General features: G+C 62.0%; 13 protein-coding genes and 1 tRNA gene. 7 read left to right on the top strand and 7 right to left on the bottom strand.

Features of this window, described 5'->3' with window-relative positions; all coding sequences use genetic code 11:
* Nucleotides 1-548 precede the first annotated feature (548 nt).
* Both EOA79_RS23505 and EOA79_RS23500 read left to right on the top strand, forming a co-directional pair.
* Nucleotides 549-1001, top strand: a complete 453-nt coding sequence (locus tag EOA79_RS23505; RefSeq protein WP_067319306.1) for a YidB family protein — start codon at nucleotides 549-551, stop codon at nucleotides 999-1001.
* 661 nt (nucleotides 1002-1662) lie between these two features.
* Nucleotides 1663-1896, top strand: coding sequence for a hypothetical protein (locus EOA79_RS23500; RefSeq protein WP_245322321.1), 234 nt, complete (start codon nucleotides 1663-1665; stop codon nucleotides 1894-1896).
* 355 nt (nucleotides 1897-2251) lie between these two features.
* On the opposite strand, the gene EOA79_RS23495 is transcribed toward EOA79_RS23500, so the two are convergent.
* From EOA79_RS23495 to EOA79_RS23480, 4 genes are all read right to left on the bottom strand, one after another.
* Nucleotides 2252-2734 (bottom strand): pyridoxamine 5'-phosphate oxidase family protein, encoded by a 483-nt coding sequence (locus EOA79_RS23495; RefSeq protein ID WP_067002065.1) that lies wholly within the window; start codon nucleotides 2732-2734, stop codon nucleotides 2252-2254.
* 132 nt (nucleotides 2735-2866) lie between these two features.
* Nucleotides 2867-2941: transfer RNA gene (locus tag EOA79_RS23490), tRNA-Glu, on the bottom strand.
* 85 nt (nucleotides 2942-3026) lie between these two features.
* Entirely contained in the window at nucleotides 3027-3440 is a 414-nt protein-coding gene (locus tag EOA79_RS23485; protein WP_067002062.1) for a VOC family protein, read from the bottom strand.
* A complete protein-coding gene (locus EOA79_RS23480; RefSeq protein WP_067002059.1) occupies nucleotides 3437-3820 on the bottom strand; it encodes a fimbrial protein in 384 nt (127 codons plus the stop codon). Before EOA79_RS23480 ends, EOA79_RS23485 begins: the two co-directional genes overlap by 4 nt.
* An 88-nt stretch (nucleotides 3821-3908) precedes the next feature.
* On the opposite strand from EOA79_RS23480, the gene EOA79_RS23475 reads away from it, so the two are divergent.
* Both EOA79_RS23475 and rpoH read left to right on the top strand, forming a co-directional pair.
* Nucleotides 3909-4928 (top strand): RluA family pseudouridine synthase, encoded by a 1020-nt coding sequence (locus EOA79_RS23475; protein WP_179293616.1) that lies wholly within the window; start codon nucleotides 3909-3911, stop codon nucleotides 4926-4928.
* A 209-nt stretch (nucleotides 4929-5137) separates the two neighbouring features.
* A complete protein-coding gene (rpoH, locus tag EOA79_RS23470; protein WP_067002056.1) occupies nucleotides 5138-6049 on the top strand; it encodes an RNA polymerase sigma factor RpoH in 912 nt (303 codons plus the stop codon).
* 284 nt (nucleotides 6050-6333) lie between these two features.
* On the opposite strand, the gene EOA79_RS23465 is transcribed toward rpoH, so the two are convergent.
* The 3 genes from EOA79_RS23465 to EOA79_RS23455 all read right to left on the bottom strand — a co-directional run bounded on the left by EOA79_RS23465 (nucleotide 6334) and on the right by EOA79_RS23455 (nucleotide 7826).
* Nucleotides 6334-6993 carry a peroxiredoxin gene (locus EOA79_RS23465; protein ID WP_095778154.1) on the bottom strand — a complete coding sequence of 220 codons (660 nt, stop codon included), beginning with the start codon at nucleotides 6991-6993 and terminating at the stop codon, nucleotides 6334-6336.
* A 190-nt stretch (nucleotides 6994-7183) separates the two neighbouring features.
* Nucleotides 7184-7549, bottom strand: coding sequence for a cell division protein ZapA (locus EOA79_RS23460; RefSeq protein WP_067002048.1), 366 nt, complete (start codon nucleotides 7547-7549; stop codon nucleotides 7184-7186).
* 4 nt (nucleotides 7550-7553) lie between these two features.
* Nucleotides 7554-7826 carry a DUF4164 domain-containing protein gene (locus EOA79_RS23455; protein ID WP_040973690.1) on the bottom strand — a complete coding sequence of 91 codons (273 nt, stop codon included), beginning with the start codon at nucleotides 7824-7826 and terminating at the stop codon, nucleotides 7554-7556.
* Between the two features lie 260 nt (nucleotides 7827-8086).
* Here EOA79_RS23455 and tkt point away from each other — a divergent pair, with 260 nt between their 5' ends.
* The 3 genes from tkt to EOA79_RS23440 all read left to right on the top strand — a co-directional run.
* The gene (gene tkt / locus EOA79_RS23450) at nucleotides 8087-10078 is read left to right on the top strand and encodes a transketolase (RefSeq protein ID WP_128293317.1); all 1992 of its coding nucleotides are present in this window, start codon (nucleotides 8087-8089) and stop codon (nucleotides 10076-10078) included.
* 207 nt (nucleotides 10079-10285) lie between these two features.
* On the top strand, nucleotides 10286-11296 hold the full coding sequence (gene gap, locus EOA79_RS23445; RefSeq protein WP_127334720.1) for a type I glyceraldehyde-3-phosphate dehydrogenase: 1011 nt from the start codon (nucleotides 10286-10288) through the stop codon (nucleotides 11294-11296).
* Nucleotides 11297-11464: 168 nt separating this feature from the next.
* Nucleotides 11465-12231: potassium/proton antiporter (locus tag EOA79_RS23440; protein WP_128293316.1), on the top strand; the 767-nt coding region annotated here is incomplete at its 3' end.

The following is a 12231-nucleotide window of genomic DNA, read 5'->3' as shown; positions in this document are numbered from 1 at the left end:
ACTCGACCTCGAACATCCCCCCGTTGGCAGCCTTGTCGACGAACCCCTGGGCGTCGTCGGCGGCGAAGGCAGGCACTGCGAATGTGATGGCGGCGGCTGTGGTCAGCGCAACCAGTAGATGGCGATTTTTCATGGAGAAGTTCCTAGTTGGGCAGATGTGCTGCAAACCCAACAAGCGTCCGACACCTTTGTTCCGAGCGCGGTTTGATTTAGCGAGGAGTACCGGCATTCTTTTCACTAGGACCCGGCTGCCGGTGTTCGGTCCCGCCACGCTCCTGAACAAAAGCCAATAGGTATCGCGGCCAGCAGGATTCTTTCAGTATGGCTTGTCGCCAGTGGCAAGCAGGTTGAAGGGGGTGCCACCGGAGATTTTTGCGGCTTTCCGAGCGGCCTTCGTCCAGGACTTTATGCGTCTAAATCAAGCGGCTCGTGATCCAGCCTGTTGATTGCAAGATGACCTCGCTTGCTGGCCTCCCGGCAAACTTTTCACGTTAGACGGAACCTTTGTGATCACCGGCTCTTCCCTTGTAATTGCTGGGAGGAAATCAATGGCAAATCTGGGAAGACTGGCTGTCGCCATATTGGGCATTCTCGCCTACCAAAATCGCGACAAGATCGGAGAGCTGCTCCGTGGCGCGGGAAATCGCGATCCAAACAGTCTGCAGGGAGGGATCTTGGATCAGCTGTCCAAAGGCGTATCGGGGACGGCGCTCGGGGATATTGTCGACCGCTTCAGAAATGCGGGAGCCGGTTCCAAGGTGGATTCTTGGGTTAGTAGCGGACCCAACCAGCCGATCGAGCCGAAAGAGGTCGAGGCGGCAATAGACGACGAAACGCTCGCTTCTCTTTCAATGCAGACCGGCTTGTCCCGCGATGAGCTGATAGCCAGGATAACCAGGGACTTGCCCGAGGCGGTCAACAAGCTGACGCCCAATGGCGAACTGCCACCCGCGGGGCCCGACGATGTCACCCTGCTCGATCCGGTGCCACCACAGCGTTGATGGCGCCGCAAGGTCACAATACAAGTCCGTGAGCGTTTGCGAAAAGCCTGTCTTGAGAAGCGCGAGGACCTGCAACGGTCATGGCGCAACTCATCCCGCTTTCGCAGGTGAGCGGTTTGCCGCTTCCGTTTGGGAGCGTGCTGACTATGAGCGGTCAATCCCATCAGGGGTGTAGCCGCAGAGGCAACCAAAGGTCCCTCGCTTGCGCTCATTAATCGCGACGGCGTTTATTAGCTACGCCTAAAGTTCTGATGTCAGCTGTCAAAAGGTGGCGCATAGTACAGACTTGCCCCTTGCCCACATGGGGTAAAAGGCCCGGCCTGTCTGCCCTAGGTCCCCCGATATGCCACAGGCCGGGCGCCCCCATGTTTAGGCTGCACTGTTCCGCGCCGCCTTTTTCAGCAAGCGCGATAGATGCACGTCTTGAAGCTCCTGAACGCTTTGAAGAAGTTCGGAATTCAAGCGCCTTGGTGGTGGGCAATTCGAGGGGTTATAGTTTGGCTGGGGAACAATGAAGCGTTAGCCCGCCTGGTGGAAGTCACTGAACAGGCGGGGAGCTAATCCGTCTTTGCGCCTACGGCAGATAGATGAGCCGCTTCTCCAATCGATACGATGAATCCCATCATTGCCCGATGCTACTTTTTTGAGGAGGCAACCGGTTTTGCAGCCCTGGCAGCTTGAGGGGTTGGATATGAGCAGAACGACTCTCGTTGCGATTGCTTTCCTCGTCATCAGCGTCGGCCCGACCGAAGCCAATGGCCATAAAGTTTTGCCGGTTTGCACCGCGTCGAGCTCACTGTCCGAGGTCTTGCATGGCAAGTGTTTTCTCGTCAAAGGCTCGATGATCTATGGCGACATCGCCGATCTTTCCCAGATAATCCAATTGGGATGGTAGCCAAGGCCGAATCGGTGGCTAGACGCTATCGCATGACTGAGCCACGCCGTTTCTTACCGGGAAATAGCGCAGCGCCTTCCTCTCATGGGACAGCGCGGAAACAGGGGCTTCAAAGCCCAGGGGCAAAAAGCGGCGCTCCGATAACGTCGAGTATAACGCCAGGCGCGCGCCAGTGGCGGATTCGTGCGCCTATCTTCCATCCCGGCGCGTAACGCATTGCCGCCGCAAACTGGCGCGGTTCATTCTGGTCGCGAGCCCATAGAGTGGATGCGTGGTTGCATTCCAGGCTGGAGGCCTTTGCCGCATCAACCGAGAAGCAGAAATTACGCGGCCGACAGCCTGTCGCGACCGGCCCCTAAAGGTCGACCTTGGCGACATTATCCTTGTATTCCTGCTTCGGGTCATATCCGAGCAGCATCTTGATGCCCGAAACCACGCTCGACGCATCGAGCCAGATTTCGGCTCGGTCCGGATCGAAGCGCAACAGCGTGAGTTTCGGATCGTCTTTGCCGCCCTCGAACCATGCTTCGACATAGGGGTTCCAGAGCCGATCGATCACAGCCCGATCATTGTCGACGCGAAGCTTGCCCTGCACCGTTGCGAAGAGGTCATGTCCCTTGGAGACGAACGTGGCCGTTGCCTGGTCGCCGCCGGAAAGGCCCATCGGAAGCTCCGTGTCTTTCGCCGTGAAAAACCAGATCGGACCGGTATCGTCCTTCTCCAGTTGTGCCGTCATGGGCCGAGGGATGATGTTGGAGCCGTCGAGGCCGATCATCATCGTCATGTCAGATTTCAGTGCTTTCCAGAATTTCGCTTCGAGCTCAGCGGGTGTCGGCATGTCTCATCCTTTCACTGAAAGAAAGGCAAACGGCCGACGGTGCTGTGTGTTCCTTCGCGCATTGCCTGGCTAAGGCTTCTCGATCGCTATTCGACACGTCGTCGTTCAAAGCAGCTAAATTATTGGAATCAATGGTACGCCCAAGGGGAATCGAACCCCTGTTCCCGCCGTGAGAGGGCGGTGTCCTGACCGCTAGACGATGGGCGCGCTCAAGAACCGGCTACATAGGATGAAGGCCGGAAAAAAGCAACTGGGGTTTCGGACTGTTCGCGGACTTTGCGGACTGCCCTCGTCAACCCTGCCGTTTCGGCTCGATCAGATCCCAGAGATTGCCGTAGAGATCGGCAAACACCGCCACCGTGCCATAGGGCTCGAAGCGCGGCGCCTCGCGGAATTCGACGCCCCTGCCAAGCATCGCCTGATGGTCGCGGGCGAAGTCGTCCGTTTCGAGAAAAAGAAACACCCGGCCGCCGGTCTGGTCACCGATGCGGCTTGCCTGCCTCTCGCCGGAGGCTGCCGCCAAGAGCAGCCGCGCGCCCTGCCTGTTTGCCGGCGTGACCGTCACCCAGCGCTTGCCGCCGCCGAGGTCGACATCCTCGCTCAGCACGAAGCCAAGCCGCTCGACATACCAGGCTATCGCCTCGTCATAGTTTTCGACGACGAGCGCCACGGTCGCAATGCTGCGGTTATCGGCAAAGCCGCTCATTTGTTGCGAATCGCGAACTGGCCGATGACGCGGCGCTCGGCAATGTCGTAGAGAAAGATGGAACGGCTGCCGTCGGCGAGCTCGGCATCGATCGACAGGCGGTTGCCGGACAGTGCCTGGCTGACCACCTTGGCGCCGACCGGCAGCACGATATCGCCGGAGAGGGGCGCGCCGGCCGGAGCCTGGACATCGCCGGCATGCACCGATCCGGCGCCGGGCGCATTGCGGGCTTTGTAGACAAGGGCTCCGATCACCACCATAAGGGCGAGGAACAGAAGACCGAGATTGACGATCATGAAGCGGATGAGCTTCCGGCGCACTTTTTCGGCCGCAGGGTCGAGCGGCTTCTCCTCATCTTCTTCGGCGATCGGCCGGGCCATGACTAAACAATCCGCAACGGGTTTCGATGAGCGCTCATAGCGAAGAGACCTCGATTTTGATAGGGCCCCGATTTTGAGACAGGATCAATTGCCGGGCGATGAGTTGGGTGGAGCGGTGGAGCTGGAAACCGGCGCCGATGCCGCAGGCAAGCGCCTCGACCAGTGGCTCACCGCCCAGCTCGGCCCGGAGATCTCACGCAGCCGCGTGCAGGCCCTCATCAAGCAGGGTGCGGTTACGATCGCCGGCAAGCCGGTCGAAGAGGCAAAGCGCAAGATGGCGCCGGGCGAGCGTGTCGCGGTCATCATGCCGCAGCCGGAGCCTGCCGAGCCGCAAGGCGAGGCCATTCCTCTCGACATCCTTTACGAGGACGACGAGCTGATCGTCGTCAACAAGCCGGCGGGGCTGGTTGTGCATCCCGGCGCCGGCAACTGGACCGGCACACTGGTCAACGCGCTGATCCATCATTGCGGCGACAGTCTTTCCGGCATCGGCGGCGCCAGGCGACCGGGCATCGTCCACCGGCTGGACAAGGAAACCAGCGGCGTCATGGTGGTGGCCAAGACCGACCGCGCCCACAAGGCACTGTCCGAGGCCTTCGCCGATCATGGCCGGACGGGCGACCTCGAACGCGCCTATCTGGCGCTGGTCTGGGGCATTCCGCAGCGGCCGACCGGCACCGTCGAGGCCGCGCTCGGCCGCGCCGCCGACCGGGTGCGGCGCGCGGTGGTTCCCGAAGGCCGGGACGACGCCCGGCATGCCGTTACCCATTTCACCGTCGTCGAGCGTTTCGGCGGGCGGCAGAAGGAATTCACCACCGCAAGTCTGATCGAATGCCGCCTCGAGACCGGCCGCACGCACCAGATCAGGGTGCATATGGCGCATATCGGTCATCCGGTGGTCGGCGATCCGGAGTACGGCCAGGCCTTCCGCACCAAGGCCAACCGGCTGCCGGAACCGCTGAAAGGCGAGGTCAAGGCATTTTCCAGGCAGGCGCTCCATGCCTGGCTCCTTGAATTCCGACACCCGACCACCCATCTACCGATGCGGTTCGAGGCGCCGATGCCGAGGGACATGGAGGAACTTGTCGGCGGCTTTCGAATGCTCTGAACCGCCATCAAGACGCTTCAAACCAGCCATCAAAAACCTGACTGGCGTTGTTCACTTCAGCGTGACACACTGTTTCGTGTTGAACAAATGCCTGTCCTTTCTGGTTTTGTTCCTATATACAGCAGTTGCCGCGAATGAGCCGATTGGCATTCGCGTCACATGCCCGCCGCGTTACGGGGGCATCACTCCAATAGAGAGGGGGCGCTATCATGGCCCAGTCACTACCCAGTATCGTTTCCGGTGAAGGCGGTCTCGCCCGCTACCTGGAAGAAATCCGTCGCTTTCCGATGCTTCAGCCCCAGGAAGAGTACATGCTCGCCAAGCGTTATGCCGAGCATCAGGACACTTCCGCCGCGCACAAGCTCGTCACCAGCCATTTGCGGCTCGTCGCCAAGATTGCCATGGGCTATCGCGGCTACGGCCTGCCGATCGGCGAGGTGATCTCGGAAGGCAATGTCGGCCTCATGCAGGCTGTCAAGAAATTCGAACCGGAGCGCGGCTTCCGGCTCGCCACCTACGCTATGTGGTGGATCAAGGCCTCGATCCAGGAATACATCCTGCGCTCGTGGAGCCTGGTCAAGATGGGCACCACCGCCAACCAGAAGCGCCTGTTCTTCAACCTGCGCAAGGTGAAGGGCCGGATCCAGGCGCTCGACGACGGCGACCTCAAGCCCGACCAGATCGCCGAGATCGCCACGCGTCTCAACGTTTCCGAGGCCGAAGTGGTGTCGATGAACCGTCGCCTGTCGGGCGACGCTTCGCTCAACGCCCCGATCAGGGCGAGCGAAGGTGAGTCCGGTGAATGGCAGGACTGGCTGGTCGACGATCACGAAAGCCAGGAAGAGATGCTGATCGAGCAGGACGAGCTGGAAAACCGGCGCTCGATGCTGTCGGGCGCGCTGTCGGTGCTCAACGACCGCGAGCGGCGCATCTTCGAGGCGCGTCGTCTGGCCGAAGAGCCGCTGACGCTGGAAGAGCTGTCGGCCGAGTTCGACATCAGCCGCGAGCGCGTGCGCCAGATCGAGGTGCGCGCCTTCGAGAAGGTGCAGGACGCGGTCAAGGCCGCGGCCAAGCGTCAAAACCAGGCGCTGCGCACCATCGAAGCGCAGCCGGCGGCGTAAAAGCTCGAGGCATTACGCAAAGACAAAACGGCGGCGCCAGCGTCTGGCGCCGCCGTTTTTATTTGGCCCTACAACGCCCGCGATTGGCGAAAGCTGTGGTTCGCCCCTTTCTCCCCGTCACTATACGGGGAGAAATGTCCGGCAGGACAATAAGGGGCAGCGCCGAGATTACGAGCTTATCACGTCAGGACAACGTCCGTTGACGCGGTAATCACCGAACGCCGCGCCACCCCTCATCCGCCTTTCGGGCACCTTCTCCCCGTGGAACGGGGGAGAAGGAAAGCTCACGCTGTCGGCTGCTTGGTCTTGCGCAGATACGGCAACACCGTCTCGTAGGCGCCGAAGCGCTTGATCGCGTCCTCGTTGGAGACGGCGGCGGTGATGATCACGTCCTCGCCCTGCTTCCAGTTTGCCGGCGTCGCCACCTGGTGCTTGGCCGTCAGCTGGATGGAATCGATGACGCGCAGGATCTCATCGAAGTTGCGGCCGGTGGTCATCGGATAGGTCAGCACCAGCTTGATCTTCTTGTCCGGGCCGATGACGTAGACCGAGCGCACCGTGGCGTTGTCGGCCGGCGTGCGCCCTTCAGAGCTCTCGCCGGCGCCCGCCGGCAGCATCTCGTAAAGCTTGGCGACGGCGAGATCCTTGTCGCCGATCAGCGGATAGTTCACCGTCTGGCCGGTAGCTGTCTTGATGTCGGCCTGCCATTTGTCGTGGCTCGACACCGGATCGACGGAAATGCCGATGATCTTGACGTTTCGCTTTTTGAATTCGCCCTCGAGCCCGGCCATCGTGCCGAGCTCGGTCGTGCAAACCGGCGTGAAGTTCTTCGGATGGCTGAAGAGCACTGCCCAGCCGTCACCGATCCATTGATGGAAATTGATCGTCCCTTGCGTAGTCTCGGCCGTGAAATCCGGCGCGATATCGTTGATACGAAGGCTCATCGCGTGCTCCCTACCCTGTGACATGGCGCCGGCCTGGGCTAACCCCATCGGCGCGTGTCAGCTTCTATACCGCCGGAAGGAACGGTTCAAAAGGCTTGTGTCTGCAAGCGTGATCGGAACGATGGAAAAATTTCTGCTTTTCCTGGAAAAGACAGCAGAATTTCCATAGCGGACGCAGGGGATTGGCGGCTTAAGCCTTCTTCACCGCCAGCGTCGTCGCAAGGTCTTCCATGCGCTGCGCAAGTGCCGCGAGCGCGGTCGTCAGCACGCTGTCGCTCTTGTCGGCCTTGGTCAGCGCCTCGTCGCGCGTCTTGCGCAGCGTCAGCACCTCGCTCTCCATGCCCTTGACCCGCTTGTTGAGCTCCGAAAGCTCATCCATCACCATGATGCCGGCCATGACGGTCAGCCGCTGGTCGCCGATCTCGCCGAACGAATCCTTCAAATGCATGACATACCGGTCGAAGCGCTCGGCGAGGTCGATCAGATGCTCTTCTTGGCCCTCGTCGCAAGCCATCCGGTACTGCTTGCCGTCGATGGAAACGGTGACCTGTGCCATTGGCTTACCTGTCCAGTACCGCGCGAATGGTTTCCATGGCGGTCACCAGCCGGCGCGACACTTCCTTGTTGGCATCTTCCAGCCGTTCGGCGCGGGCCTCGGAATTGTCGAGCTCCTGCGCCAGCCGCGAGCGGTCGGCGTTCATGCGCTGCACCTCGGCCTCGGCCTCGGAATAGTCGCGCTCATGCTCGAGCCGCGCCGCCACGGCGTTTTCCAGTCCCTCCATGGCTTTGCCGAGCCTGGCGATGACTTCCTTGAGGGTCGTTTCCCCGGTCATGGCCTTCGTCCTATGCCCTGCCCGTCACCGAATCGCTCGCGTTCAGAACGCGTTATCTCGGAAAGATTAGGCGCCGGGTGAAGCGCGCGTCAATAAAGCTCTCGCGACTGTCCCCCGCTAACGCTAATGTAGCGTCGCCGCCGCCTTCACAAGGCCGGCAAAAAAGCACCGATTTGTTGACTCAAAGGCCGCGCCTGCTATGTGTCGCGCACCCTTTCCACGGGCTCTCCCAAAGCTCCAACCCCTATTCCGGAGGAAGCATGACCTCGCGTGAACAACATGATCGGATGGCCAATGCGATCCGTTTTCTTTCCATGGACGCCGTCGAGAAGGCCAATTCCGGCCACCCCGGCCTGCCCATGGGCTGCGCCGACATCGCTACGGTGCTGTTCACCCGCTTCCTGAAATTCGACGCCAAGGCCCCGCACTGGGCAGACCGCGACCGTTTCATCCTGTCGGCCGGCCACGGCTCGATGCTGCTCTATTCGCTCCTGTACCTCACCGGCTACGAGGACATGACGATCGACCAGATCAAGAATTTCCGCCAACTCGGATCGAAGACCGCCGGCCATCCCGAATACGGCCATGCCGCCGGCATCGAGACCACCACCGGTCCGCTCGGCCAGGGCCTCGCCAACTCGGTCGGCTTCGCGCTCGGCGAGCGCATCATGAACGCCGCCTTCGGCAACGACCTTGTCGACCACCACACCTATGTGCTGGCCGGCGACGGCTGCTTGATGGAGGGCGTCTCCCAGGAAGCCATCGCGCTCGCCGGCCATCTCAAGCTCAACAAGCTGATCGTCTTCTGGGACAACAACAACATTTCGATCGACGGCCCGGTCTCGCTCGCCGACAACACCGACCAGGTCGCCCGCTTCCAGGCCAGCGGCTGGAACGCCAGCCACATCGACGGCACCGATCCGGAAGCCATCGCCTACGCCATCGAAGCCGCCCGCCATTCCGACAAGCCGACGATGATCGCCTGCAAGACGACCATCGGCTTCGGCGCCCCGACCAAGGCCGGCACCAACAAGGCGCATGGCTCGCCGCTCGGCGCCGACGAAATCGCCGGCGCCCGCAAATTCTTCAACTGGGAATCGCCGCCCTTCGAGATTCCGGCCGACATCCTCGACGCCTGGCGCGGCGTCGGCACCGCCGGCGCCAAGGCGCGCGCCGATTGGGAAGGCCGCCTTGCCAAGGCCGACGCCAAGCTGAAGGGCGAATTCGAGCGCCGCCTCGCCGGCAAGCTGCCGGACAATTTCGACGCCGTCATCGCCGAGTACAAGAAGAAGCTCTCGGCCGACAAGCCGAAGGTGGCCACCCGTAAGTCCTCGGAAATGGCGCTGGAAGTGATCAACGGCGCTGTTCCCGAAACCATCGGCGGCTCGGCCGACCTCACCGGCTCCAACAACACCAAGACCAGCCAGACCAAGAACATCACTCCGGACGACTACGGCCAGCGCTATGTTCATTACGGCATCCGCGAGCACGGCATGGCGGCGGCCATCAACGGGTTGACGCTGCATGGCGGCCTGATCGCCTATGGCGGCACCTTCTTGTGTTTCTCCGACTATGCCCGGCCCTCGATGCGCCTTGCCTCGCTGATGGGCATCCGCTCGATCTTCGTCATGACCCATGACTCGATCGGTCTCGGCGAGGACGGCCCGACCCACCAGCCGGTCGAGCATCTGGCCGCACTGCGCGCCATTCCGAACCACAACGTCTTCCGCCCGGCCGACGCGGTCGAGACGGCGGAATGTTGGCAGCTGGCGTTGGAGTCCGAAAAGACGCCTTCGACGCTCGCGCTGACCCGCCAGAACCTGCCGACCGTGCGCAGCGAACACAGCGAGAAGAACCTCAGCGCCTCGGGCGCTTATGAGCTTGCCGCGGCAAACGGCGAGGCGGCCGTGACGATCTTCGCCACGGGCTCGGAGGTCGAGGTCGCCCTCGGCGCCCGCGAGTTGCCCGAAAAACACGGCCATCCGACCCGCGTCGTATCGGTGCCCTGCTTCGAGCTGTTCGACCAGCAGGACGAGGACTATCGCAGGAAGACCATCGGCAACGCCGAGGTGAAGGTCGCTATCGAGGCCGGCATCCGCCAGGGCTGGGACCACCTGATCGGTATCGACGGCATCTTCGTCGGCATGACCGGCTTCGGCGCCTCCGGCTCGATCGAGCAGCTCTATCCGCATTTCGGCATCACCGCCGAGGCCGCGGCGAAGGCCGTGGAGGCACGCCTGCACGGCAAGTGAGCCATCGCATGTCGCTCAAAAGCGCGCAGCGATCTCGAGCGGCATGCACAAAAAGCAACGCCCCGTCCGGCGAAGCCCTTCAAAGGATGTCGCCGGACTGGACCAACCTAATCGATTTAAATTCCGGCTTCTACGGCTGGATTCTTTGCACGCCCGCCGCTATGAAGCAGCGGACCCATCCACTTTCCAGTCCCCAGGGAGAGAAACATGACCGTCAGAGTTGCCATCAACGGATTTGGCCGCATCGGCCGCAACATCCTGCGCGCCATTCATGAATCCGGCCGCAAGGACATCGATGTCGTCGCCGTCAACGACCTCGGGCCGGTAGAGACCAACGCGCATCTGCTCCGCTACGACAGCGTGCATGGCCGCTTCCCGCATGAAGTGACGGTCGACGGCGACCAGATCTCCGTCGGCAAGGAGAAGTTCAAGGTCACCGCCATCAAGGATCCGACCCAGCTGCCCTGGAAGGATCTCGGCATCGACATCGCGCTCGAATGCACCGGTATCTTCACTGCGCGCGACAAGGCTGCCGCGCATCTGACCGCCGGCGCCAAGCGCGTCATCGTCTCGGCCCCGGCCGAAGGCGCCGATCTCACGGTCGTCTACGGCATCAACCACGACAAGCTGACCAAGGACCACGTCGTCATCTCCAACGCGTCCTGCACCACCAACTGCCTGGCCCCGCTTGCCGCCGTGCTGCACGAGACCGTCGGCATCGAGAAGGGCATGATGACGACAATCCATTCCTACACCGGCGACCAGCCGACGCTGGACACCATGCACAAGGACCTTTACCGGGCCCGCGCCGCGGCGCTGTCGCAGATCCCGACCTCCACCGGTGCCGCCAAGGCGATCGGTCTGGTGCTGCCCGACCTCAAGGGCAAGCTCGACGGCATCTCCATCCGCGTGCCGACCCCGAACGTCTCGGTCGTCGATTTCAAATTCATCGCCAAGCGCTCGACCACCGCGCAGGAGATCAACGAAGCGCTGGTCGCCGCCTCCAAGGGCAAGCTGAAGGGCGTGCTCTCGGTCACCCATCACCCGAACGTCTCGATCGATTTCAACCACGATCCGCACTCCTCGATCGCGGCGCTCGACCAGACCAAGGTCATGGACGGCAACTTCGTCTCGGTACTCTCCTGGTACGACAACGAATGGGGCTTCTCGAACCGCATGGGCGACACGGCTGTCGCCTTCGGCAAGACCATCGCCTGACCTCAGGCTTCCTTTTTGATCGTGTGAAACGCCCGGCTTCGGCCGGGCGTTTTTCGTTCGACGCAGCGGCATGGGGCAAAAAAGCCACGCTGCCGCCTTGCACTGGTCATGTCTTCGCCCCACTCTGCCGTAAAGCGGGAGGGACGCGGATTTGAGGGGCAATTCCGGATGGAGCATGCGATCTATCTCGTGACGCTGGTCGGCACAGCGCTTGTTGTCGCCGCCGCCTTTTCGAGCCTGATCGCCTTTCGCTTCGGCGCACCCCTGCTGCTCCTCTTCCTCTGCATTGGCCTTGCCACCGGGGTCGACGGCCTTGGCATCGAATTCGACAATGCGCGGCTGGCTTATTTCGCCGGCTCGTTGGCTTTGGCCATTATCCTGTTCGATTCCGGTTTCGGCACGCCGCTCAACGCCTTGCGCCAGGCGGCCGGGCCGGCGCTGTCGCTGGCCACCGTCGGCGTCCTCCTGACCACCGGCATCTTCGGCGTCGCCGCCTACTACCTCCTCAATCTCAGCTGGCTGGAATCCTCGCTGCTCGGCGCCGCCGTCGCTTCGACCGACGCAGCGGCGGTGTTCTTCCTACTGCGCGCCGGGGAGATCCATTTGCGCGAGCGCGTCCGCTCGACGCTCGAGGTTGAATCCGGCACCAATGATCCGATCGCCATCTTCCTCACCATCTCTTTGGTCGAGATCATCGCCGCGCATGCCAACCCCGAGGCAAACGTTCTCGCCACCAGTTTGGTGATCGGCTTCGTCATCAACATGGGACTCGGCGCCATCATCGGCGTGCTCGGCGGCTTGGCGATCGTGCGCCTCGTCGAGCGGCTGAACCTCGACCATGGCCTGCTGCCGATCTTCGTGCTGACGCTGTCGCTGATGGTGTTCGCCGCGGCGGGCGCCATCGGCGGCTCGGGCTTCCTTGCGGTGTATCTCGC

It is taken from the genome of Mesorhizobium sp. M1A.F.Ca.IN.020.03.2.1, from assembly GCF_004023205.1.
Lineage (GTDB): Bacteria > Pseudomonadota > Alphaproteobacteria > Rhizobiales > Rhizobiaceae > Mesorhizobium.
This window is presented reverse-complemented; position numbering and strand designations above follow the sequence as displayed.

What these genes read in the sequence shown, in the direction of transcription:
- EOA79_RS23505 (WP_067319306.1), top strand. Translation starts at nt 549, where the DNA reads ATGGCAAATCTGGGAAGACTGGCTGTCGCCATATTGGGCATTCTCGCC.
- EOA79_RS23495 (WP_067002065.1), bottom strand. Translation starts at nt 2,734, where the DNA reads ATGCCGACACCCGCTGAGCTCGAAGCGAAATTCTGGAAAGCACTGAAA.
- EOA79_RS23485 (WP_067002062.1), bottom strand. Translation starts at nt 3,440, where the DNA reads ATGAGCGGCTTTGCCGATAACCGCAGCATTGCGACCGTGGCGCTCGTC.
- EOA79_RS23480 (WP_067002059.1), bottom strand. Translation starts at nt 3,820, where the DNA reads ATGGCCCGGCCGATCGCCGAAGAAGATGAGGAGAAGCCGCTCGACCCT.
- rpoH (WP_067002056.1), top strand. Translation starts at nt 5,138, where the DNA reads ATGGCCCAGTCACTACCCAGTATCGTTTCCGGTGAAGGCGGTCTCGCC.
- EOA79_RS23465 (WP_095778154.1), bottom strand. Translation starts at nt 6,993, where the DNA reads ATGAGCCTTCGTATCAACGATATCGCGCCGGATTTCACGGCCGAGACT.
- EOA79_RS23460 (WP_067002048.1), bottom strand. Translation starts at nt 7,549, where the DNA reads ATGGCACAGGTCACCGTTTCCATCGACGGCAAGCAGTACCGGATGGCT.
- EOA79_RS23455 (WP_040973690.1), bottom strand. Translation starts at nt 7,826, where the DNA reads ATGACCGGGGAAACGACCCTCAAGGAAGTCATCGCCAGGCTCGGCAAA.
- tkt (WP_128293317.1), top strand. Translation starts at nt 8,087, where the DNA reads ATGACCTCGCGTGAACAACATGATCGGATGGCCAATGCGATCCGTTTT.
- gap (WP_127334720.1), top strand. Translation starts at nt 10,286, where the DNA reads ATGACCGTCAGAGTTGCCATCAACGGATTTGGCCGCATCGGCCGCAAC.